The sequence below is a fragment of the Pseudomonas sp. GNP013 genome, from assembly GCF_054343995.1.
The window spans coordinates 45,213-68,371 of record NZ_JBTGUT010000001.1 but is presented as its reverse complement, the minus strand read 5'-3'; the positions used below and the strand labels follow the sequence as shown (position 1 = coordinate 68,371).

Annotated in this window: 22 protein-coding genes; 8 read left to right on the top strand and 14 right to left on the bottom strand. The window is 61.9% G+C overall.

Going from position 1 to position 23,159, the window contains the following annotated elements; genetic code table 11:
- Nucleotides 1-71 precede the first annotated feature (71 nt).
- Genes creD through rloA2 form a run of 4 tightly spaced genes read right to left on the bottom strand, consistent with a single transcriptional unit; the run spans nt 72 to nt 4,088 of the window.
- A complete protein-coding gene (creD, locus tag ACXX81_RS00300) occupies nt 72-1,418 on the bottom strand; it encodes a cell envelope integrity protein CreD (protein WP_322212078.1) in 1,347 nt (448 codons plus the stop codon).
- A 52-nt stretch (nt 1,419-1,470) separates the two neighbouring features.
- Entirely contained in the window at nt 1,471-2,910 is a 1,440-nt protein-coding gene (gene creC / locus ACXX81_RS00295) for a two-component system sensor histidine kinase CreC (RefSeq protein ID WP_209985649.1), read from the bottom strand.
- Entirely contained in the window at nt 2,910-3,578 is a 669-nt protein-coding gene (creB, locus tag ACXX81_RS00290; RefSeq protein WP_209985652.1) for a two-component system response regulator CreB, read from the bottom strand. The genes creC and creB overlap by 1 nt, the downstream gene beginning before the upstream one ends.
- Before the next feature lie 9 nt (nt 3,579-3,587).
- Nucleotides 3,588-4,088, bottom strand: coding sequence for a retropepsin-like aspartic peptidase RloA2 (rloA2, locus tag ACXX81_RS00285; RefSeq protein ID WP_209985655.1), 501 nt, complete (start codon nt 4,086-4,088; stop codon nt 3,588-3,590).
- 173 nt (nt 4,089-4,261) lie between these two features.
- Between rloA2 and yihG the strand changes: the two genes are divergently transcribed.
- Nucleotides 4,262-5,149, top strand: a complete 888-nt coding sequence (gene yihG / locus ACXX81_RS00280) for a 1-acylglycerol-3-phosphate O-acyltransferase, YihG family (protein WP_209985658.1) — start codon at nt 4,262-4,264, stop codon at nt 5,147-5,149.
- Here yihG and ACXX81_RS00275 read toward each other — a convergent pair.
- Nucleotides 5,146-5,718 (bottom strand): DUF2780 domain-containing protein, encoded by a 573-nt coding sequence (locus ACXX81_RS00275; RefSeq protein ID WP_322212080.1) that lies wholly within the window; start codon nt 5,716-5,718, stop codon nt 5,146-5,148. The two genes, yihG and ACXX81_RS00275, sit on opposite strands and share 4 nt — an antisense overlap.
- A 127-nt stretch (nt 5,719-5,845) precedes the next feature.
- Here ACXX81_RS00275 and ACXX81_RS00270 point away from each other — a divergent pair, with 127 nt between their 5' ends.
- From ACXX81_RS00270 to ACXX81_RS00255, 4 genes are all read left to right on the top strand, one after another.
- Complete coding sequence (locus tag ACXX81_RS00270; RefSeq protein WP_231423804.1) at nt 5,846-6,472, top strand: RNA polymerase sigma factor; 627 nt, start codon at nt 5,846-5,848, stop codon at nt 6,470-6,472.
- On the top strand, nt 6,469-7,146 hold the full coding sequence (locus tag ACXX81_RS00265) for an anti-sigma factor (protein ID WP_458571043.1): 678 nt from the start codon (nt 6,469-6,471) through the stop codon (nt 7,144-7,146). Before ACXX81_RS00270 ends, ACXX81_RS00265 begins: the two co-directional genes overlap by 4 nt.
- Before the next feature lie 85 nt (nt 7,147-7,231).
- Nucleotides 7,232-7,690, top strand: a complete 459-nt coding sequence (locus tag ACXX81_RS00260; RefSeq protein WP_458571042.1) for an anti-sigma factor domain-containing protein — start codon at nt 7,232-7,234, stop codon at nt 7,688-7,690.
- A 151-nt stretch (nt 7,691-7,841) separates the two neighbouring features.
- Entirely contained in the window at nt 7,842-8,231 is a 390-nt protein-coding gene (locus tag ACXX81_RS00255; RefSeq protein WP_458571041.1) for a hypothetical protein, read from the top strand.
- Between the two features lie 164 nt (nt 8,232-8,395).
- Here ACXX81_RS00255 and fdhA read toward each other — a convergent pair whose 3' ends face one another.
- The 8 genes from fdhA to ACXX81_RS00215 all read right to left on the bottom strand — a co-directional run bounded on the left by fdhA (nt 8,396) and on the right by ACXX81_RS00215 (nt 18,218).
- Nucleotides 8,396-9,595 (bottom strand): formaldehyde dehydrogenase, glutathione-independent, encoded by a 1,200-nt coding sequence (gene fdhA, locus ACXX81_RS00250; protein ID WP_090401752.1) that lies wholly within the window; start codon nt 9,593-9,595, stop codon nt 8,396-8,398.
- 182 nt (nt 9,596-9,777) lie between these two features.
- Nucleotides 9,778-10,635 carry a formyltetrahydrofolate deformylase gene (purU, locus tag ACXX81_RS00245; protein WP_003234431.1) on the bottom strand — a complete coding sequence of 286 codons (858 nt, stop codon included), beginning with the start codon at nt 10,633-10,635 and terminating at the stop codon, nt 9,778-9,780.
- Nucleotides 10,636-10,645: 10 nt separating this feature from the next.
- Complete coding sequence (locus ACXX81_RS00240; protein WP_458571040.1) at nt 10,646-11,278, bottom strand: sarcosine oxidase subunit gamma; 633 nt, start codon at nt 11,276-11,278, stop codon at nt 10,646-10,648.
- Nucleotides 11,279-11,394: 116 nt separating this feature from the next.
- The gene (locus tag ACXX81_RS00235) at nt 11,395-14,412 is read right to left on the bottom strand and encodes a sarcosine oxidase subunit alpha (RefSeq protein ID WP_322212086.1); all 3,018 of its coding nucleotides are present in this window, start codon (nt 14,410-14,412) and stop codon (nt 11,395-11,397) included.
- The gene (locus ACXX81_RS00230; RefSeq protein WP_003234437.1) at nt 14,409-14,711 is read right to left on the bottom strand and encodes a sarcosine oxidase subunit delta; all 303 of its coding nucleotides are present in this window, start codon (nt 14,709-14,711) and stop codon (nt 14,409-14,411) included. The genes ACXX81_RS00235 and ACXX81_RS00230 overlap by 4 nt, the downstream gene beginning before the upstream one ends.
- A gap of 15 nt (nt 14,712-14,726) precedes the next feature.
- Nucleotides 14,727-15,977: a sarcosine oxidase subunit beta gene (locus tag ACXX81_RS00225; protein ID WP_209985679.1), complete on the bottom strand. Its 1,251-nt coding sequence runs from the start codon at nt 15,975-15,977 to the stop codon at nt 14,727-14,729.
- 22 nt (nt 15,978-15,999) lie between these two features.
- A complete protein-coding gene (gene glyA / locus ACXX81_RS00220; protein ID WP_209985682.1) occupies nt 16,000-17,253 on the bottom strand; it encodes a serine hydroxymethyltransferase in 1,254 nt (417 codons plus the stop codon).
- Between the two features lie 236 nt (nt 17,254-17,489).
- Nucleotides 17,490-18,218 carry a TraX family protein gene (locus ACXX81_RS00215; RefSeq protein ID WP_458571039.1) on the bottom strand — a complete coding sequence of 243 codons (729 nt, stop codon included), beginning with the start codon at nt 18,216-18,218 and terminating at the stop codon, nt 17,490-17,492.
- 90 nt (nt 18,219-18,308) lie between these two features.
- On the opposite strand from ACXX81_RS00215, the gene ACXX81_RS00210 reads away from it, so the two are divergent.
- Together ACXX81_RS00210 and ACXX81_RS00205 are read left to right on the top strand one after the other, a co-directional pair.
- A complete protein-coding gene (locus ACXX81_RS00210; RefSeq protein ID WP_209985688.1) occupies nt 18,309-19,349 on the top strand; it encodes a threonine aldolase family protein in 1,041 nt (346 codons plus the stop codon).
- A gap of 195 nt (nt 19,350-19,544) precedes the next feature.
- Nucleotides 19,545-19,748 carry a hypothetical protein gene (locus ACXX81_RS00205; RefSeq protein ID WP_373460574.1) on the top strand — a complete coding sequence of 68 codons (204 nt, stop codon included), beginning with the start codon at nt 19,545-19,547 and terminating at the stop codon, nt 19,746-19,748.
- Nucleotides 19,749-20,057: 309 nt separating this feature from the next.
- Here ACXX81_RS00205 and gbcB read toward each other — a convergent pair whose 3' ends face one another.
- On the bottom strand, nt 20,058-21,158 hold the full coding sequence (gene gbcB, locus ACXX81_RS00200) for a glycine betaine monooxygenase reductase subunit (protein WP_209985690.1): 1,101 nt from the start codon (nt 21,156-21,158) through the stop codon (nt 20,058-20,060).
- Between the two features lie 282 nt (nt 21,159-21,440).
- Here gbcB and gbca point away from each other — a divergent pair, with 282 nt between their 5' ends.
- Nucleotides 21,441-22,736 carry a glycine betaine monooxygenase oxygenase subunit gene (gbca, locus tag ACXX81_RS00195; RefSeq protein ID WP_458571038.1) on the top strand — a complete coding sequence of 432 codons (1,296 nt, stop codon included), beginning with the start codon at nt 21,441-21,443 and terminating at the stop codon, nt 22,734-22,736.
- The last annotated feature ends 423 nt before the right edge of the window (nt 22,737-23,159 follow it).

The window sequence follows — 23,159 nt, the reverse complement described above, 5'->3', positions numbered from 1 at the left end:
CGCTCGCCACAACAGCGTGTTGATCCTGCTCAGCAACTGGTCCCTTAACTGTTGATCCTCGCGCAAGCCCATCATTGCTCAACCCCCTTGCGCCGGCCCACGCCGTACCAGTCCAGTTTGCGCGTCAGCACCATCACCGTGCCGAGCAGGGCGAACAGCAACAGCGATCCCATCAGCAGCGCATAATCCTCGGCGCTGAGCAGCCCGTACAACAAGCCATACAGCGCCGCCAACCCCGCCGAAAACCGCAGGCCATGGGCAAGGCTGCGCAGCACATGGCACAGGTAAAAGCCGATCAACAGCACACCGGCACTCGCCGAGATCAGGTAGGCCAAGGCGAACCCCAGGTGCTCGGCCAACGACAACAGCAGCAGATAAAAGAACGCCAGGGCCGCGCCCACCAGGCCGTACTGGATCGGGTGCAGCGCCAGGTTCTTCAGCACTTCGAACAGGAAGAAGCCGCCAAAAGTCAGGGCGATGAACAGCAACGCGTATTTGATCGCGCGGTCGCTCTTGAGGTATTGGTCCACCGGATCGATGAAGTTCACGCCGAAGCTGCGGTTGTTGAAGTCCTCACAGGCCTGGCGGTCCAGGCAGCTTTGCAGGGCTTGCTCCAGGTTGGTGGCGAAAAACGAGGTTTGCCAGCGAGCAGTAAAGCCCTTGTTCGTCACGTCCCGTTGCGTCGGCAGGAAGTTGCCGATAAAGCTGGGGTGCGGCCAGTTGGAAGCGAGTGACACCTGGCTGGTCTTGCCCACTGGCAACACGTGCAGCTGTTCGGTGCCTTGCAGGCGCAGGTCGAACGCGAACTCCAGCGCGGCGGGCTTGTGGCTGTCCAGCGCCGGCAGCGCCACGTGCACACCCTCCCCCAGCCAGTCCACCAGAGAGCCCGGTGCGAACGCGAGGCGCTGGCTGCCCAGTTCCAGTTTCAGCGCATTTTCGATGCCGCGAATATCGCTGACACCCACCGCCAGAAACGCCGGTTCAAAGCGGTAATCGGCAAAATGCTCGGTAATGCCCAACTGCTCAGGCAACTCGAAACGCCCGCTGATGCGGTTGTCGGCATGGAACAGCCGCGCCTGGTAGATGCCACGCGTACGCAGCTCGGTGTGCACCTGGCCATCGAGTTCAAACCGCTCCGGCAGGAAATACAGACGACCGCGTTCTTCACGGGTTTCTTCGTAGCGTTGATTGAGTTTTTCATTGAGCTTCCACTCGCGCACGGTCCTGCGATACGGCACCACCATCACCGGCCCGGTGAGGCGCTGTGGGTAACTGGAGCTGCGGGCGATATCCGCCAATACCTCATCGCGCCTTTGCTGACGATCACTGATGAGGCCATCGATCATCATCAACGGAATCAGCAACAGCAACATCAGCAGCGCAATGGCGCCAAGTTTGTAAAGCAGGCTTCGGTTCATGGGGCTCTCCCTGTTTTGGATGGGCAGAGCGTGAGCCGCGCATGTGGGCGATTTATGTGGGCATCGTGGAGACTGTGTGGAGATGCAGCACCACTTGCACGCCGCCCGGCACATTGCCGATCGCCATGGCGCCGCCGTGCAGCTTCATCACCTCTTCGACAAAGTTGAGGCCCAGACCGGTACTTTTGCGTCCGCTGGCCGGGCGCGGCAGCGAGTAAAAGCGCTCGCTCAGGCGCGGCAGGGCATAGTCGGGAATCGGCTCCGCCTGGTTGAACAGGCTGACGTCTACATCGTGCTGCCGCACCTGCGCGCTGAACCTCAGCGTTCCGCCCGCCGGGGTGAAGTCCAGGGCGTTATCCAGCAGATTGCCCAGCGCCTGGCGCAACAGAAAGGGCTCGCCGAACACCTGCACATCCGCCGCAATGGCCTGCTCGACCCGCAGCCCGGCGCCTTCGATACGCGCGCACTGCGCCTTGAGTACCTCATCGACCAATGCCCCCAGCGCAATGCTCGCCTGCTCTTCCAGGCCCTGGCGCTGTTCGACCTGCGCCAGGTTCAGCAGGCGTTCGATCAGGTGCTGCAGGCGCGCGCTTTCGCTGTCGATATTGCCGACAAAGCGCTGCTGCTGTTCGCGGCTCATGTCGCCTTGCAACAACTCCGCCGCACCGCGAATCGCCGCCAGCGGGCTTTTCAACTCGTGCGTCAGGGTGTGCACGTAATGCTCAACGTATGCCTTGCCTTCCAGTTGCGTGCGCATGTGTTCGACGGCGGTGGACAACTGCTTGAGCTCGCCGCCCCGGTAATGCGGCAACTCGGCACGGCGCCCTTCGCTGACTGCCTCGGCATAGGCGGTGAGGCGCCGCAAGGCAGCGCTCAACCACCACGACAGCAACGCGCCGAGCAGCAGGCCGAGCACCACCAGCCCGGCGCCGTACCACAGCAAACGGCGCTCGGTGCGGTCGACATAGGGTTGCAAGGAGCTGTTGGGCTTGGCCACGGTGACCACGCCGATGATCCGTCCGTTGTCGCGGATCGGTGCGCCCACGTGCATCACCGACGAGGCCGGGTCGTCGGGGTCGCTGCGGGTGGAGCGCGCGCCGTATTCACCGCGCAGGGTCAGGTACACGTCGTTCCAGCGGGAATAATCCTGGCCCAGCGCTTCGCCCGTGGAGTCGAGCAGCACACGGCCCTGGGCGTCGGTCACATAGATGCGATGGTTGACCTGGTTTTTCGGCAGCCCCCAAATGGTCGCGCCCGGCTGGCGGCTGCCGTAGGCCTTAAGCAGCTCCGGCCAATGACTTTGGCCGAGGGTGCCGTTCTTCACGTCATTGCGCAGCACTTCGGCCAGCAGGTTCGCGGTGTCCACCAGGGTTTCCTCGGTGGACTGGCGCACACCGGGACGGATTTCGTTCATGACGGTGCTGAGCACGAAATAACCGGTAAGGCCGATAAACAGCGCATACACCAGGAAAATCCGCAGCCCCAGGCGCATCAGCTGTTGCCGGGGCTGTAGCTGTAGCCGAGGCCGCGATGGGTCTGGATCGGCTCAGCCTGCGCCGCCACGCTGCGCAATTTGCTGCGCAGGCTTTTGATGTGAGTGTCGATATTGCGTTCGTAGCCGGCGTCGGCGGGCACGCCCACCGCGTCCAGCAGTTGCTCGCGACTGAATATTCGCTCGGGTTGTTCCAGCAGGCTTTGCAGCAGGCGGAACTCATGGCGGGTCAGGCTCAGGGGCTGGCCGCGATAGGTGATCTGCATGCGCTCCAGATCAATCTGGAACACCGCAGGCGCCGCAACCGGTCCCACCCGCTTGAGAATCGCGCGCACCCGCGCCGCCACTTCACGCGGGCTGAACGGCTTGACCACGTAGTCGTCGGCGCCGATCTCCAGCCCCACCACCCGGTCGATCTCGCCATCCCGGGCACTGAGAAACATCACGGGCACTTCGCTGAAACGGCGCAATTGCCTGCAGGTTTCAAAGCCGCTGATATCCGGCAGGCCAATGTCGAGAATCACCAGGTCGGCCGGGGTCTGGCGCTGATGCGCAAGCGCCGCCTGGCCGAGGGTCAGCCAGGTGGTGGTGAACCCTTCGCCTTGCAGGGCGAAGATCAGCGTATCGGCAATTGCGGCTTCGTCTTCGACAATCAGGATGTGCGCCATGGCGGTCCGTCAGCAGTCCGGTTTGTCGGCAGTGTAGCGCCGCGCCGGGTTCACCGCCGCGCCGAATTCGCGCAGGGCCTTGGCGCCGATCAGCAGCGGATAGTTGAAGCTGCTGCGGTCGGTGAGGTTGACCTCGACGGTGCGTTTGACGTCGCCCAGGCACATTTCCAGGTCGATCACCGGCCGCTTGGTCACGCTGGTCTCGTCCTTGTCGTCATCCTCGTCAGCGCGGCTCTTGATCTTGCTGATACGCGCGACCTTGTGCTCGTACACCTTGTTCGACGCGTCCTGGCCGCCGAGGCGAAAGCGTACCCAGTCGTCGCCGTCACGGGTGAACGTCTGAATGTCGCGGGCCGACAGCGAGGCGGTCAGCGCGCCGGTGTCCATCTTGGCCTTGAAGGTCTCGCCGATCTCCGGCAACTGGATGTATTCGTAGCGCCCGTAGAGGGTCGGTTCGGCGGCCATGACGGGCAGGGCAACCAGGGTGAACGCGGCAAGGAGCAATTTCACGGCGTGATTTCCTCGAAAGAAGGTGGGCGGATTCTAGACCGCAAACCCGGCACTTAGTTGGATGACCGAGCATAGCGTGCCCGTTGTGAAACATTCGTAGGGTGATTTGCGATTTGGCCTCTGGACCGCGCTTGCTTATGATGAGCGGCCCACAGGAATTCCAAGAGTTGCTTATGCGCCGCCTGCTCACCGGCTGTTGCGTCACGTTGCTGCTGTTGCTCAATACGCTGATCCTGATCGGCCCGTTGCTGGTGTTCGCGCTGCTCAAGCTGGCTGCGCCGGGGCGCTGGCGCGACCATGCCTCGGCGGCGGTAATGTGGATCGCCGAGACTTGGGCCGAGATCGACAAGCTCATCTTCTCGCTGTGTATCCCGACCCAGTGGGACATTCGCGGCGGCGCCGACCTGCGACGTGACACCTCCTACCTGGTGATCAGCAATCACCAGTCGTGGGTGGATATTCCGGCACTGATCCAGGCGCTCAACCGGCGCACGCCGTTCTTCAAGTTTTTCCTGAAAAAAGAACTCATCTGGGTGCCCTTCCTGGGCCTCGCCTGGTGGGCGCTCGACTACCCGTTCATGAAGCGCTACACCAAGGCGTTCCTGGCCAAACACCCGGAGCTGGCAGGGCAGGACCTGAAGATCACCAAACAGGCCTGCGAACTGTTCAAGCGCCAGCCGGTGACGGTGGTCAATTACCTGGAGGGCACGCGGTTCAACGAAGCCAAGCGGGTGCAGCAGGAATCACCCTTTACCCGCCTGCTCAAGCCCAAGGCGGGCGGCGTGGCGTTCGTGCTGGCGGCGATGGGTGAACAGCTGGACGCGATCCTCGACGTAACCGTGGTTTACCCGCAGGCGAAAATTCCGGGGTTCTGGGACTTGATCAGCGGCGGCGTGCCAACCGTGATCGTGGATATCCGCACCCGTGAGCTGGATCCGGCGTTGTGGCAGGGGGATTACGAGAACGATCCGGTGTTTCGCCAGACCGTCCAGAACTGGGTCAACCAGCTCTGGCAGGAGAAAGACGCGCGCATCGAACAGCTGCGCGCGCAGCAGGCTTAGCTGCCGGTGCCCCAGGCCTGGGCCAGCTTGCCCAGTACCGAGCCGTTGGCGCCCTGGCTGCCCAGGTATTGCAGGATCACCGGCGCAAACTGGCCGATCATGCCGCTGTCCATGCCCAGGGCGCTGAACGCGGTGTTCAGGTCGTTGGTGTTCTTCACGTTGCCCAACAGGCCGTCCAGGCCGCTGGTCTTGCTGCCGCCGCTCTGGCCGAGCATCCCGCTCAAGGCCCCGAGGCTGCCCAGTGCATTGTCGCCGGACAGCTTGTCCAGCCCCGGCACGCTCTTGGCCAATTGCGAATAATCGTTGCCGCTCAGCTGGTTCTTGGCCAGGCCCAGCATGGCGCCGGTGCCGCCGACGGCCTGTTCGGGGGTGACATTGAGTTGCGAGGTGAGTGCGCTCAGCAGACCGGCCGTCTCGGACGACGGCGCGGCGGCAGCGGCCTTGTTGTTGCCGCCCTGCATGCCGGAAATCGCATTGGCCGCATCACCAAGGCTGAACCCTGCGGCGAACACCGGGGCCGCTGCCAGGGTCATCAGGCAGGAAAGGGCGAAACCGCGTGAAATCTTCATCGAAACAACCTCTGCAGGTGGGGGCGAAAGCAGGCGTTGGACTGGCGATAACAGGGCTTGTTCCCAACCGCATCCGAAACACCCCGGCCTGCGTATAACGCTTACAGGCCGCCCGGAGCTGGATGGAATGACTGCGCAAATTGGATTACCCTCTGCCCACCGTGCGCAGTCCCGTCGCCCTCGCTCGAGAGCCTGGAGAAGCCCCATTACGCTGACCGATGCTGACCCACTACGCCCGCTGCTGGCCCAATGCGCCCTGGGCAACCGCCAGGCGTTCGAAACCCTGTACCGCAGCGCTTCGCCGCGCCTGCATGGGGTGGCCTACCGCTTCATGGGCCGTGCGGACCTCGCCGAGGACGTGTTGCAGGAGGCTTTCGTACGCATCTGGTACAACGCGTCGCGCTACGAGCCACACCTGGCGTCGCCCATGACCTGGATGGTGAACATCACCCGCAACCTGGCCATCGACCAATTGCGCAAACGCCGTGAGCAACCCCTCACCGAAGGCCAGCAGGACGCCCTGCTCGACGAAGGTCACAGCGCTCACGACCAGCTCGACAGCGAACGCAACGCCCGCGCCCTCAACCGCTGCCTGGACACCCTCGACGGCATGCAGCGCCAATCGATCACCCTGGCTTACTTTCGAGGCCTGTCGTGCTCGGAGCTGGCCGAACACCTGGCGGCCCCCCTGGGCTCGGTCAAATCCTGGATTCGTCGCGGCATGGAGCGCCTGCGCAGGTGCCTTGAATCATGAATTACCACACCACCGTCCTGCGCCGTGCCCTGGCCGCCGACTACGCGATCGGCCTGATGCCGGCCACCGCGCGTCGCCGGTTTGACACCCTGCTGCTCAATGATGCCGCGCTGCGCGCAGAGCTTGGGCATTGGCAGGAGGCCCTCGCCAGCCTCACCGGCAGCCTGCCCGAACGCGCAGTGCCCGATCACGTGTGGGCAGGCATTCAGGCACGGATCGAGCCGCAGGGGCTGCACGTACCGGCGAAAAAACCGTGGTGGCGGAAGGGGCGCCTGCTGGCTGCCGCGTGCGCCCTGATTGCGGCAGTGTTGATCGGCGTGCTCTACCCACGCGACACAGGCCTTGCTTACCGCACCACACTGGTCGCCGCCGACCAGCAGCCAGCGTTGCAAATCGACACGTTTGCCGATCACCTGCAGGTTGAACCACTCGCAATAGCTGCATTGACGCCTGCGCAGGCGCTGGAATTATGGGTTATTCCCGCCGGTGGCAAACCGATCTCCCTGGGGTTGGTACCGACGGCAGGCAAGGGCCGAATTCAGTTGAGCGAGGCACAGCAAACGCTGCTCAAAGCCCCGGCCACCCTCGCCGTCACCCTCGAACCCGAAGGCGGTTCACCGAGCGGCCAGCCGACCGGCCCAGTGCTATATAAAGGCCAATTGGCATCACTCTGACGAAGATCGCCGACGATGGGCCCCGGAACCCATCGTCATTGGCAAGGTCCATGAACTGACTACAAAATTTGTCAGGAAGAGACTTATGACTGCGATCCAACCCCCAGTGATTGAGCACAAGCCTCCATTCTGGAGTCGCCCGCGCCTGTTTATCGGCGCCTGTGTCGTCGTGGTTGCCGGTGTCGGCGGCGCGCTCTACACCAAAGACAGCGTCAAATCCGCCGCCACCCTGGTCACCACCGCCCAGCAGCCGGCCGCGCAGATCATGGCGCACAAGGATTACCTGGAAGTGCAGCCGATTGCCGCCACGGCCCCGGCGCCCGACCAAAGCCTGGAACTGTGGGCCATTCCCGAAGGCGGCACGCCCGTGTCCCTGGGGCTGTTGCCGGAAGACGGCAAAGGCATCATCGGCCTGAACCCGCGCCAGCAGGAAACCATCAGCAAACCGGTGGAATTGATGGTGAGTTCGGAAACCAAGGGCGGTTCGCTGAGCAAGCAACCGACAGGCCCAACCGTCTATCAGGGCGCATTGGCCGTTCGCTGAGGCAAGCCTTTGCAAGTCTGGGTATTAAAAACCGAGGCTTAATTACAACACCCGCTAAAAAACTGTCACTTCTAACAGTAGCCTTCGGCTGGAAATCACCTGCAGCATTAAGCTTTCCATGACCCACACGCGGTGAGCTATGAGATGCGCAATGTTTGCAGGTGTGTTCGCCACGATGGCACTGCTGAATACGGCCCAAGCGGCAACCGCCGCCTGCCCATTGATCAAGGACATTCAACAAACGGCGATGCAAAGCGGAGGCTACCGCTACGAAACATCACAACCGGATGGGCACACATGGACAGGCGAAAACCCGCAGGCTTCAGCGTCCTACCTGACTGACTCTGCATTTCACGACGCCCGGTACGATGCACTCAACAAAGCCGTGACCTGTACCTACGAAGGGCCAACGAGCAACGATGCGAGTTTTTCGCTCACGCTCAAACCCGTCCCTGGCTGGAACCTCATCCCGATTGCCCACTGGAAAGGCACGTATTGCGAAGACTCGGACGTCAACAAGTGTGCGTTCACCTACCAATGAACCTTGCGCCGCCCCCCCGTCCTCATCGCCCCTCAAGCTCATTTTGAAGGAAGCTCTCAACGCGTAGTTGCCATGGCCACCGTCACTCTCATGCCGGCGGGCTGCCTGTGGAGAACGGCGTTATATAAAACAAGGGCGACCCAAGGGTCGCCCTTCTCTATTGCCTACGCCGCACTGAACAGCTTGTGCGGATCAATCACAAACTTCTTCGGCACACCCGCATCGAACTCGCCATAGCCACGCGGCGCGTCGTCCAGGCTGATGACCTGCACGCCAACAATGTCGGCAATGTTGATACGGTCCCACATGATCGCCTGCATCAGTTGGCGGTTGTACTTCATCACCGGCGTCTGCCCGGTGTGGAAGCTGTGGGACTTGGCCCAGCCCAGGCCAAAGCGGATGCTCAGGCTGCCCATTTTCGCGGCGGCGTCCACCGCGCCTGGGTCTTCGGTGACGTACAGGCCCGGAATACCGATCTTGCCCGCCACGCGCACCACGCCCATCAGCGAGTTGAGCACGGTGGCCGGTGCTTCGGCCTTGACGCCGTCGTGACCGTGGCCGCGTGCTTCGAAGCCCACGCAGTCAACGGCGCTGTCCACTTCGGGCTCGCCCAGCAGTGCGGCGATCTGTTCGTGCAGCGGGGTGTCGGTGGACAAGTCGGCAATTTCGAAACCCTGGGCCTTGGCGTGCGCCAGGCGGATCGGGTTGACGTCGCCGATGATCACCACCGCTGCGCCCAGCAGGCGTGCGGAAGCCGCAGCGGCCAGACCGACCGGCCCGGCACCTGCGATGTACACGGTGCTGCCCGGGCCGACGCCGGCAGTGACAGCGCCGTGGTAGCCCGTCGGCAGGATGTCGGAGAGGCAGGTCAGGTCGCGGATTTTCTCCATGGCCTTGTCGCGGTCCGGCAGCTTCAGCAGGTTGAAGTCCGCGTACGGCACCAGCACGTATTCAGCCTGGCCGCCGGTCCAGTCGCCCATGTCGACATAGCCGTAGGCGCCACCGGCACGAGCCGGGTTGACGGTCAGGCACACGCCGGTGTGTTGCTCCTTGCACGAGCGGCAGCGGCCGCACGCCACGTTGAAGGGTACGGAGACCAGGTCACCGATTTTCAGGTTCTCGACGTCGCTGCCCTTCTCGATCACTTCACCGGTGATTTCGTGACCGAGCACCAGGCCGGTCTGGGCAGTGGTGCGGCCGCGCACCATGTGTTGGTCGGAGCCGCAGATGTTGGTGGAGACCACGCGCAGGATGACGCCGTGTTCAATCTTCCTGCCACGGGGGTCCTGCATTTTGGGATAGTCGATTTTCTGTACTTCGACCTTGCCGTTGCCGAGATACACGACACCACGATTACCAGACATGCTTTCACCTCGCTGTTGTTTTTATGGAACTGCGTTGCCCCTTTGGGTGGGCAGCGCGTTAAGTGCTCGGGTACAGATGCTGTTTCCTTGTGTTTTTCCTGCGGGCCTCATCGGGGGCAAGCACCCTCCCACAGGGGAATGCATTCCAAAGGTGGGAGGGGGCTTGCTCCCGATGGCGCCAGTCAGAGCACCACCGTCCGATTGGCATTCAAGAACACCCGCCGCTCGATGTGATACCCCACCGCCCGCGCCAATGTGAGCCCTTCGATATCCCGCCCCTTGGCAATCAAGTCCTCGGGATAGTGGCTGTGGTCCACCACTTCCACCCCCTGGGCAATGATCGGGCCTTCATCCAGATCGTTATTGATGTAATGCGCCGTGGCACCGACCAGCTTCACCCCCTTGTTGTACGCCTGGTGATAAGGCTTGGCGCCCTTGAAGCCCGGCAGCAACGAGTGGTGGATGTTGATCGCCTTGCCATCCAGCTTGCGGCACAGCTCCGGTGACAGCACTTGCATGTAGCGCGCAAGGATCACCAGTTCCGCGCCCGTCTCTTCAATCACCTGCCACACCTGACGCTCCTGGGACGGTTTGTCGTTGGGGTCGAGGGGGAAATGGTAGTAGGGAATCTGGTGCCAGTCGGCCAACGGTTGCAAATCAGGGTGATTGGACACCACCGCAACCACGTCCATCGACAACTGGCCGATGCGTTGGCGGTACAGCAGGTCGTTGAGGCAGTGATCGGCCTTGGAGACCATGATCACCACTTTTGGCCGGTAGTTCGGCGCCGTCAGCTCGAAGATCATGCCAAAGGCTTCACCGCGCGTGGCCAAGCCATCGCGAAAACCCTGCTCGTCAAAGCCGTCTGGCTGGCGAAATTCCACCCGAATAAAAAATCGTCCCGAGAGGCGATCATCGAACGAATGGTGCTCGGTGACGTAGCAGCCCTGCTCGAACAGGTAGCGGGTGACCGCGTCCACCGTGCCGAGCACGCTGGGGCAGTCGGCAGTCAAAATCCATGTATCGGGTGCGCGGCTCATGGTTTATTCCTCAGGCTTGAACACTCAGGCCAAACTCGGCCGAGGCATCCTGCAGCCACAACCACCAGTAATCCGAGAAGCTGCGACGAATCAGCAGTTCCCAGGTGTCTTCTGCCGTGTGGCGGATCACCAATTGCGACTTGGCAAACACCGTGCCCACCGCCTTGCCCACCGGGAAATTGTTGGGGTGCACGTCGTAGCTGGTGGATTTCATCAGTACGTCGCGCACGTTCGGGCCGCTGAGTTCGAGGATCTGCTGGCCGCCGCTGACGTTGACGATCTGGATATGCAGCTCGCCCAGGGCCGCGCGCAGGTTCTGCTCGGCAGCAAACTCTTCACCGCCTGGCACGATCAACAGCCACTCATCCGGGCCGAGCCATTGCAGGCTGGTTTCGCCTTTGACGATGACCTGCAGGGCGCCCGGCAACTCAATGCCCAGAGCCTTGTGCACGCCAGCGGCGAAGGCGGCGTCATGGCCATCGCCACGGATGGTCAGGTGGCCGAGGAGTTTCTTTTCACGCACGGTCACGCCGGCATTGTTGCGGCCCTTGCCGACCAGGCTGGCGAGGTCGGCATGGTGCAGCGAGGATTCGGCTTTGGCGCCGGGGGTGGGGCGTTGTTGGTAAACATTGGCTGCTGTCATAAAGCACCTGTTTTGAATTCTGTTGTGAGGCTGATGGCCTCATCGGGAGCAAGCCCCCTCCCACAGGGGAATGCATTTCAAAATGTGGGAGGGGGCTTGCCCCCGATGTAGGCGACTCAAATGTTCTGCCGGTCACCCTTAGGATCAAAGAACACCGAGGACACAATCTCCGCCTCGATCACGCTGCCATCCGCCTGCGGCGAGAACACCCGCTCGCCGATGCGCTTCAAGCCGCCCTTGACCACACCCATGGCAAACGAATAACCCAGGGAGTTGTGCGCATAGCTGGAAGTGACGTGGCCGACCATCTTCATCGGAATCGCCTGCTTGGCATCCAGCACAAGCTGCGCGCCTTCGGGCAGCCACACATTCGGATCGATCGGCTTCAAGCCCACCAGTTGCTTGCGCTCTTCACGCACGCAGTCTTCACGGTTCATGCCACGCCAGCCGATCCACGAGAACGGCTTGGTGCGGCCTACGCACCAGCCCATGTTGAGGTCGTCCGGGGTCATCGAGCCGTCAGTGTCCTGGCCGACGATGATGAAGCCCTTCTCCGCCCGCAGTACGTGCATGGTTTCGGTGCCATACGGGGTCAGGTTGTACTGTTTGCCGGCCTCGACGATTTTCTCCAGCACGCCCATGGCGTAGTCGGCCTGCACGTTGACTTCATACGACAGCTCACCGGTAAACGAGATGCGGAACACCCGCGCCGGTACGCCGCCGACCAGGCCTTCCTTCCAGGTCATGAACGGGAAGCCGTCCTTGTCCAGGTCGATATCGGTCACCTCACTCAGCAGCTTGCGGCTGTTGGGGCCCGACAGGGTCATGGTCGCCCAGTGGTCGGTGACCGAGGTGAAGTACACCTTGAGGTCCGGCCATTCGGTCTGTTGGTAGATTTCCAGCCACTGAAGAACACGCGCCGCGCCGCCGGTGGTGGTGGTCATCAGGAAGTGGTTATCGGCGAGGCAGGCCGTCACGCCATCGTCGAAAACCATGCCGTCTTCCTTGCACATCAGGCCGTAGCGCGCCTTGCCCACGTCGAGCTTGGTCCACGCATTGGTGTAGATGCGATTGAGGAACTCGCGGGCATCCGGGCCTTGAATGTCGATCTTGCCGAGGGTGGACGCGTCCAGCAGGCCGACGCTGTCGCGCACGGCCAGGCATTCGCGCTTCACCGCTGCGTGCAGGTCTTCACCGTTGCGCGGGAAGTACCACGGGCGTTTCCACTGGCCGACGTCTTCAAACTCGGCGCCGTTCTTCACGTGCCAGGCTTGCAGCGCGGTGTAACGCACCGGTTCGAAGATGTGCCCACAATGGCGGCCCGCTATCGCGCCGAAGGTGACCGGCGTGTAGTTGGGACGGAACATGGTGGTGCCCATCTGCGGGATGGTCACGTTCAGCGAGCGCGCGGCAATCGCCAGGCCGTTGACGTTACCCAGCTTGCCCTGGTCGGTGCCGAAGCCCAGTGCGGTGTAGCGCTTGACGTGCTCGACCGACTCGAAACCCTCGCGAGTCGCCAGTTCGATGGCGGCGGCGGTGACGTCGTTTTGCAGGTCGACAAATTGCTTGGGGGCCCGTGCAGTGACTTTGTCGTGGGGTACCTGGAACAGCGCCAGAGTCGGTTCTTCCAGACGGCTCAAGGCTTTTGGCAGCGTGCCTTCCACCGGCGCAAACCCGGCTTCGCTGGCCGCGCGCACGCCGCCTTCAAAACCGTCGGCCAACGAATCACCAAGGCCATAAACGCCGTTGATACCGCCGACGCACACGCGTTTCTGCGGCGCTTCGCCCGGCACGAAACCGAGAATATCTTCGCGCCAGGTCGGCTTGCCGCCCAGGTGCGAGGCCAGGTGCACCACCGGGCTGTAACCGCCGGAGCTGGCGAGCAGATCGCAGTCCAGCCATTCGCCGGGGCTGCTGACTTTATGGGCTTTCACATCGATTGCCGCCACGCGGGCAGCGGTGACGTGCTTGCTGCCACGGGCCTCGATCACGGCACTGCCGGTGAGAATGCGAATGCCCTTGGCGCGGGCTTCTTCCACCAGCGCGCCGCGTGGGTTGTGGCGCGCATCGGCCACAGCCACCACTTGCAGCCCGGCGTCGAACCAGTCCAGCGCCACGCGGTAGGCATGATCGTTGTTGGTCGACAGCACCAGTTTCTTGCCCGGCGCCACGCCGTAGCGGCGCACGTAGGTCGACACCGCACCGGCGAGCATATTGCCCGGCACGTCGTTGTTGCCGTACACCAGCGGACGCTCGCACGCACCAGTGGCCAGCACGACGCGCTTGGCGCGCACCCGGTGGATACGCTGACGCACCACGCCAATCGGCGCACGGTCACCGAGGTGATCGGTGAGGCGTTCGTGAATGGTCAGGAAGTTATGGTCGTGGTAGCCGTTGACCGTGGCGCGGGGCAGCAGCACCACGTCCGGCAGAGCCTTGAGTTCTGCGATCACGCTGGCGACCCACTCGGTGGCCGGCTTGCCGTCGAGGCTTTCGCGCGAATCGAGCAACGAGCCGCCGAATTCTTCCTGCTCATCGGCGATGATCACACGGGCACCGCTGCGTGCAGCCGCCAGTGCCGCGGCGAGGCCGGCAGGGCCTGCGCCCACGATCAGCACGTCGCAGTGACGGTTGAAATTGTCGTAGGTGTCCGGGTCGTTCTCGGTCGGCGAGCGGCCAAGGCCGGCAGCCTTGCGGATGTACTTCTCGTAGGTCATCCAGAACGATTGCGGGTACATGAAGGTTTTGTAGTAGAAGCCCGGCGGCATCAACTTGCCGCCGACCTTGCCGAGAATACCCATCATGTCGTTGTTCACGCTCGGCCAGCCGTTGGTGCTGGTGGCGACCAAACCCTGATACAGCGCCTGTTGCGTGGCGCGCACGTTGGGGATTTGCGTGGCTTCGGTGGCGCCGATCTGCAGCACCGCGTTCGGCTCTTCGGCGCCGGCGGCAAAGATGCCGCGCGGGCGCGAGTACTTGAAGCTGCGGCCGATGATGTCGACGCCGTTGGCCAGCAGGGCGGCGGCCAGGGTGTCGCCTTCAAAGCCCTTGTAGCTCTGGCCGTTGAAGGTAAACGTCAGGACCTTGTTGCGGTCGATGCGGCCACCGTTGGACAGGCGATTGATCTGGCTCATACCTTCTCTCCAGAGGCCTTGGCGGTGAATTGTGGCTGCTCACCGATCTTGTAGGTTTCAAGGATTTCGTAGGTCACGGTGTCGCGGGTGGCGTTGAAGTACTGACGGCAACCGGCGGCGTGAATCCACAGTTCGTGGTGCAGGCCACGGGGGTTGTCGCGGAAGAACATGTAGTCGCCCCACTCGGCATCGGTGCAGGCATTCGGGTCCAGCGGGCGCGGGATGTGCGCTTGGCCGGACGCGTGGAATTCCTCTTCGGAGCGCAGTTCGCCACAGTGAGGACAGAAGATATGCAACATAGGAAATTTCTCCTGTTAGTGGGCGACGGCCGCAGCGCCGTGTTCGTCGATCAGCGCACCGTTGTGGAAACGGTCGATGGAGAAAGGCGCGGCCAATGGGTGCATTTCACCCTTGGCGAGGCTGGCGGCAAACACGTTGCCTGAGCCCGGCGTAGCCTTGAAGCCACCGGTGCCCCAACCGCAGTTGAAGAACATGTTCGGTACTGGAGTCTTGGAAATGATCGGGCACGCGTCCGGCGTGGTGTCGACGATGCCGCCCCACTGCCGGTTCATGCGTACGCGCGAGAGCACCGGGAACATCTCGACGATGGCCTGGATGGTGTGTTCGATCACCGGGTACGAGCCGCGCTGGCCGTAGCCGTTGTAGCCGTCGATACCGGCGCCGATCACCAGGTCGCCCTTGTCGGACTGGCTGATGTAGCCGTGCACGGCGTTGGACATGATCACGCTGTCGATAATCGGCTTGATTGGCTCCGACACCAACGCTTGCAGCGGGTGGGATTCGATTGGCAGACGGAAGCCCGCAAGCCCGGCCATGTGGCCCGAGTTACCGGCGGTGACCACACCGACGCGCTTGGCGCCGATAAAGCCCTTGTTGGTTTCCACGCCGATGCACACGCCGTTTTCCTTGCGAAAGCCGATCACTTCGGTCTGCTGGATCAAGTCCACGCCCAGTGCGTCAGCCGCGCGGGCGAAGCCCCAGGCCACGGCATCGTGACGGGCCACGCCGCCGCGACGTTGCACGGTGGCGCCCAGCACCGGGTAGCGAGTGTTCTTCGAGCAATCGAGGTAAGGAATCTCGTCGGCAACCTGTTTGGCGTTGAGCAGTTCGCCGTCGACGCCGTTGAGGCGGTTGGCGCTCACGCGGCGTTCGGAATCACGGATGTCCTGCAGGGTGTGGCACAGGTTGTAGACGCCACGCTGGGAGAACATCACGTTGTAGTTGAGGTCCTGGGACAGGCCTTCCCACAGTTTCATCGCGTGCTCGTACAGGTGCGCCGACTCATCCCACAGGTAGTTGGAACGCACGATGGTGGTGTTGCGCGCGGTGTTACCGCCGCCCAGCCAGCCCTTCTCGACCACGGCCACGTTGGTGATGCCGTGCTCCTTGGCCAGGTAGTAGGCGGTCGCCAGACCATGCCCGCCGCCGCCGACGATGACCACGTCGTAGACCTTCTTCGGGGTCGGCGTGCGCCACATCTTCTGCCAGTTTTCGTGATGGCTGAGGGAGTGCTTGAAGAGGCCGAAGCCCGAGTAGCGTTGCATAGTCATTACTCCAAAACCGCGCTCAGCGATAAACCGGGAAATCAGCGCACAGGGCAGACACGTGCTTGGCCACGTTGGCCTCGACGTCGGCATCGCCGAGGTTGTCGAGGATGTCGCAGATCCAGCCGGCCAGTTCGACGCACTGCGCCACTTTGAAACCGCGCGTGGTCACCGCCGGGGTGCCGATGCGCAGGCCCGAGGTCACGAACGGCGACTGCGGGTCGTTCGGCACGGCGTTCTTGTTGACAGTGATGTGGGCGCGACCCAGGGCGGCGTCGGCGTCTTTGCCGGTGAGGCCCTGGCGGATCAGGCTGACCAGGAACAAGTGGTTGTCGGTGCCGCCGGAGACCACATCGTAGCCACGTTTGATAAACACTTCGGCCATCGCCTGGGCGTTGTCGATCACCTGTTGCTGGTAAACCTTGAAGCCAGGCTCAGCCGCTTCCTTGAAGCACACGGCCTTGCCGGCGATCACGTGCATCAGCGGGCCACCCTGGGCACCGGGGAACACGGCAGAGTTGAGTTTTTTCTCGATGGCTTCGTTGGCCTTGGCCAGAATCAAACCGCCACGCGGACCGCGCAGGGTCTTGTGGGTGGTGGTGGTGACCACGTCGGCGTAGGGCAGCGGGTTCGGGTACAGGCCAGCGGCAACCAGGCCGGCGACGTGGGCCATGTCGACGAACAGCAGCGCGCCCACCTTGTCGGCAATCGCACGAAAGCGCGGGAAATCCAGAGTCTTGGAGTAGGCGGAGAAACCGGCCACGACCATCTTCGGCTTGTGCTCGACGGCCAGGCGCTCGACTTCGTCGTAGTCGATCAGCCCGGTGTCGGTGTTGATGCCGTATTGCACCGCGTTGTACAGCTTGCCCGAGGACGACACTTTGGCGCCGTGGGTCAGGTGACCACCGTGGGCCAGGCTCATGCCCAGGATGGTGTCGCCAGCGTTGATCAGCGCAAGGTACACCGCGCTGTTGGCCGACGAACCGGAGTGCGGCTGCACGTTGGCGTAATCGGCGCCAAACAGTTGCTTGGCACGCTCGATGGCCAGGGCTTCGACCTTGTCCACATGCTCGCAGCCACCGTAGTAGCGCTTGCCCGGGTAGCCTTCGGCGTATTTGTTGGTGAGGCCGCTGCCTTGCGCCTGCATCACACGTTTGCTGGTGTAGTTCTCCGACGCGATCAGCTCGATATGATCTTCCTGACGCTGCTCCTCGGCATTCATCGCCGCCAACAGTGCGTCGTCATATCCCTGGATCTGGTCTTGTTTGCTGAACATCGCGTCTCTCCCAGCCTTTCGTATTGTTGAGGCCCGTGCAGGGCCCTTTGATGCGATGGTAGGGCTGGGGCGTGCAGGTCAAATGCCTACGGACGCCACGCAAAGGTGCGTTTACGACATCGCCTGAATATTGTGCAGAGGCCTCTGTGGGAGCTGGCTTGCCTGCGATGGCATCGCTGCGGTGCAACTGACGCTCCGAGGTGTCTGCATCGCAGGCAAGCCAGCTCCCACAGGGGTTAGGCGATGATCTTGCGAAGGAGGAAAAGCAGCAGAAAATGCGCCGGATACAAAGCATATGCCCAGCGACGCATGGCCGGCGGCGAGACATTTTTGACATGTCGCAACAAGACCAATCCGGCCAATGGCGCAATCAGGCACGCAGCCAGCCCGGTCAGCGCCACGATTGAGCCGCTATTGAGCAAAATCTGCCATTGATTAGCCGCCACACAGACCAAACCCGGCAACACACTGAAATACCATGGCCGGCGAAACACCAGCAGCATCGCCAGCGGCAGCAATACACCGAATACCCCGAACATCAAATATGGGGAAAACACAGCACCTGACGCGAGCGCGATCAACGCCAGTCCTCGATCAAAAAACGCCTTCTGCTGCCATCCTCGGGCAACCAGCAGACCCAGCGCGAGGGTGGGCAGCACGTTCAAGGTATCGGCATCGTCGATAAACATCCGATACGGCACTTCGCTGATCACGCTGAACAGCAGCAGCCAGCCCAGATAACGCCAGTAGCCGGTCACCACGGCGTTGCGCGTACGGTGCAGGTTCGCCGCAATCGCCAGGCAAAACCACGGGAACGCCAGGCGTCCCGGCACATACAGCCCATCCAGGCTCACACCGAGGTAGCGCAGGTGATCAAGCACCATGCTCAGCAGCGCCAGCCACTTGAGCAGATCCAGGGCGCCATCACGGACTCGTCCGACAGGCGTAGTGTGAGTACCGTGCATAATTCCCCACTGACTTTGCATTTACAGCGCGTGCGCACCCCGGCCGATGTTGGGTAAAGTGCGCACCAACATCGACCACAGGAACGGGCCATGACCGACAAGAGCCAACAATTTGCCAGCGACAACTATTCCGGCATCTGCCCGGAAGCCTGGGCCGCCATGGAACAAGCCAACCAGGGCCATCAGCGCGCCTACGGTGATGATGAATGGACCCATCGCGCCGCCGACGGTTTCCGCAACCTGTTCGAAACCGACTGCGAAGTGTTTTTCGCGTTCAACGGCACCGCCGCCAACTCGCTGGCGCTGTCGTCCCTGTGCCAGAGCTACCATAGCGTGATTTGCTCGGAAACCGCCCACGTCGAAACCGACGAATGCGGCGCGCCGGAGTTTTTCTCCAACGGCTCCAAGCTGCTCACCGCACGCACCGAAAACGGCAAGCTGACCCCGGACTCGATCCGCGAGATCGCCCTCAAGCGCCAGGACATTCACTACCCCAAGCCGCGCGTGGTCACGCTGACCCAAGCCACTGAAGTGGGCAGTGTGTACACCCCCGAAGAAATCCGTGCCATCAGCGTCACCTGCAAGGAACTGGGCCTGAACCTGCACATGGACGGCGCGCGCTTCGCCAACGCGTGCGCTTTCCTCGGCTGCTCGCCGGCGGACCTTACCTGGAAGGCCGGGGTGGACGTGCTGTGCTTTGGCGGCACCAAAAACGGCATGGCGGTGGGTGAAGCGATCCTGTTCTTCAACCACGCGCTGGCCGAAGACTTCGACTACCGCTGCAAACAGGCGGGCCAGCTGGCATCGAAAATGCGCTTTCTCTCCGCGCCGTGGGTGGGCCTGCTGGAAAACGACGCGTGGCTCAAGCACGCCCGCCACGCCAACCACTGTGCGCAATTGCTGAGCAGCCTGGTGGCGGATATTCCCGGCGTGGAGTTGATGTTCCCGGTACAGGCCAACGGCGTGTTCCTGCAACTCTCGGAACCGGCGATTGCGGCGCTCACGGCCAAGGGCTGGCGGTTCTATACCTTCATTGGCAAAGGCGGCGCGCGGTTCATGTGTGCGTGGGATACCGAGGAAGAGCGTGTAAGGGAATTGGCTGCTGATATCAGGGAAGTGATGAACGCCTGACGCAGGAAATCGGCGAGTGGGTACTGGCCGATTGCCGAGGTTGTTTTATGGTATTTCCGACAGCCCACGGTATCAAAATCATTGACTAGCCTCTTGGAACCCGGAAGGAAAACGCAGACCGGTCTGCCACTTTCCGGGGCTCACCGCCCGCCGAATGAATCGGCAGGAAACGGAAATCCAATAGAGGGCTACACCATGGAAGACGCTGCACGCTACGCAATGAACACAAAACAATTCGGCACTCTTGCGCCAACCTACATAGGTTGGGACGACTTCAGGAAACTGGCGAACGTCGGTGACACCATCAGGGAGCCTTCCAGGACCTTGACCGTTACCGGAAAAGTGTTCGAACTGACACCTTCAGGTGATCAGTTCGCCATCCACATCTATACCCGATAACGATCAGGGGCAGCGCCGGGGACTCATCCACCCCGGCGCAGTTCTTGTGTTGGAGGAGGCAAGCCCTAATGCCGTTCAGTTAAGCGCAGATTCCCTGTGGCGAGCAGGCTTGTCCTGCGTTGGGCTGCGCAGCAGCCCCAAAACCAGACGCTGAGCCGTATCAGGTACACCGCGTTTTGCTCGATTGGGGGCGCTTCGCCCCCCAACGCGGGGCAAGCCCGCTCGCCACAATAAGCCCACATATTTTCCTTAACTGAACGGCATTAGGGCTTGCCCCCTTGCACATTTGAACAGTGCGTCCCCGGGACATCAGAACTCGATACGCACATCGCCCTTCGGCACGCTGCAGCACGACAGGATGTAACCCTCGGCTTCGTCTTCTTCGGTGATCCCGCCGTTGTGCTCCATCTCGACCTCCCCGCCCAGCTTCATCACTTTGCACGTGCCACAGATGCCCATGCCGCAGGCCTTCGGAATCAGCAGGCCCAGCTTGGCGGCGGCCGCATGCACGGTTTCGCCGGGAGCCACGCGGATGCTCTTGCCCGAGGCGATGAATTCCACTTGATGCAGGTCGGCCAGGTCGACTTCCGGAGCGTCGGCAGCCTGTTCGGCCTGCTCCACCGCGTCGGCGCGGGCTTCCGGTGGCGTGGCGCCGAAGGACTCTTCGTGATACCGCGCCATGTCGAACCCGGCCGTTTCCAGCAGGCGCTTCACCGCGCTCATGTAAGGCGTGGGGCCGCAGCAGAACACTTCACGTTCGAGGAAGTCCGGCACCATCAGTTCGAGCATCTTGTGGTTCAGGTAGCCGCGATAACCCGCCCAGGGTTCGCCAAGGCCATGTTTCTCGCAGATCAGGTGCAGACTGAAGTTATCGATCCGCGACGCCATGTGCTCCAGCTCGCGGTGGTAGATGATGTCCTTGGGCGAGCGGGCGCTGTGGACAAAGGTCATGTCGACATTGGCATTGGTGTCGTAGAACCAGCGCGCCATGGACATCACCGGCGTGATGCCGACCCCGCCGCTCAGGTACAGCACTTTGGGGCTGGGAAAGTCGATGGCGTTGAACAGACCAACCGGCCCGTGCACCGCCAGCTCCTGCCCTTCATGCAGGGTATCGTGCAGCCAGTTGGACACCCGGCCGCCCGGTACGCGCTTGATGGTCACCGAAAAACTGTAGGGCACCGACGGCGAACTGGAAATGGTGTAGGAACGCATGATCGGCTGGCCTTCGATTTCCAGCTCCAGCGTGACGAACTGCCCCGGCTTGAAAAAGAACAGAATCGGCTGGTCGGCCATGAAGCAGAAGGTGCGCACGTCCCAGGTTTCCTGGATGACTTTGACGCAACGGACGATGTGCCGACCATTGGCCCAGGTCTGTGTCGTTACCGGATTCAGGAAATTGTTGGACATGCTTATTCTCCGTAGCCGTAGGTCGGCCTGATGGTGGCGATTCTGCGTAACGCCGGAACCACCCACTTACCTATCTGCGACATTCACATACTTACGGCGACCAGCCCCCAATGACAGGGGGTTGCGCGTCGGGATCAGATTGCGCCATGTCGCCCATGGATAAGGTTCGTCGCAACGCCGGCCCCACACTCACGCCCAACAAGACACTTTCTTTACGCCTTGCATTGCAACAACCGTAGCCACTTTCACCGGCCACACAGAATGGCCTTGAGGACACACACGATGGACGTCACCGCAACCTTAAGCTTGGGCGATCCGCTGGAACCCGCACGCAAGGCCACCGCGCAAATGCTGCAAGAGCGTGAGCGCACCTTTTCCCTGCCGCAGCCGTTCTACTCTGACGAGCGGCTGTTTGATATCGACATGCAGGAAATCTTCCAGAAAGAGTGGTTGATCGCCGGCATGACCTGCGAAATCCCTGCCAAGGGCAACTACCTGACCCTGCAGATCGGCAAGAACCCGATCATCGTGATCCGTGGCGCCGAAGGCGTAGTGCATGCGTTTCACAACGTGTGCCGGCACCGTGGCTCGCGCCTGTGCACCAGCGACAAGGGCAAGGTCGCCAAGCTGGTCTGCCACTACCACCAGTGGACCTACGAGCTCGATGGCCGCCTGCTGTTCGCCGGCACCGAGATGGGCGCCGATTTCGACATGAAGCAGTACGGCTTGAAGCCGGTGAACGTGAAGACTGCCGGCGGCTATATCTTCATCAGCCTGGCGGAAAACCCGCCAGCCATCGATGACTTCCTGTCGACACTGAACCACTACATGGAACCCTACGACATGGAAAACACCAAGGTGGCGATCCAGACCACCTTGTTCGAAAAAGCCAACTGGAAACTGGTGCTGGAAAACAACCGCGAGTGCTACCACTGCAACGCGTCGCACCCGGAACTGCTGAAAACCCTGCTGGAATGGGACGACGTCACCGACCCACGGGCCGACCAGGCCTTCAAGGACCACGTCGCCGCCTCGGCCGCCGCCTGGGACGCCGAGAAGATCCCTTACGCCCACGCCAGCTTCGGCCTGCGCAACCGCATTGTGCGCATGCCGCTGCTCAAGGGCACTGTGTCGATGACGTTGGATGGCAAACAGGGCTGCGCCAAACTGATGGGTCGCATCAAGAACCCGGACCTGGGCTCGATGCGCATCCTGCACCTGCCCCACTCCTGGAACCACTGCATGGGCGACCACATCATCGTGTTCACCGTGTGGCCGATCAGCGCCCAGGAAACCATGGTCACCACCAAGTGGATCGTGCACAAGGACGCCGTGGAAGGCGTGGACTACGACGTCGACCGCATGCGCCAGGTGTGGGACGCCACCAACGACCAGGACCGTCGCCTGGCCGAAGAGAACCAGCGCGGGATCAACTCCACGGCTTACCAGCCGGGTCCGTACTCCAAGACCTATGAGTTTGGCGTGGTGAACTTCGTGGACTGGTACAGCGAGCGGTTGCTCAATAACCTGGGTGCGGCGCCAGCGCCTTATCTCAAAGGTGTGGCTGCACACGAGTAACTGATACCCCACAGATCAGAAAGGTGGGACTTTTGTGGGAGCGGGCTTGCCTGCGATGCGGACACCTCGCAGCCTCGGCGGCACCGGGGTGATGCCATCGCAGGCAAGCCAGCTCTCACATTGGATATCATCAGTGTTCAAAAAATGCTCAGCCCCCTTCAAACCCTTTATCGCCCTGCCCTCCAGCCTTTACCCAACAACTTATCCACAAAGCCACCCACAGCAATTGTGGGCAACTGCATCGTTCAGCTGAAATTAAATCAAGAAAATCCGTGACTTATTCAGTTTACGCAGTTTTATCCCGCGCTGATCACTTATTGATCAAGCCCATCAAAGCCTTGATCTGCAAGGGCTGCAGCGGTGCGCGAACACCTTATCCACAGAAGCACCAACAGACTTTGGGGGCAACTTTGCAAGCGCTGT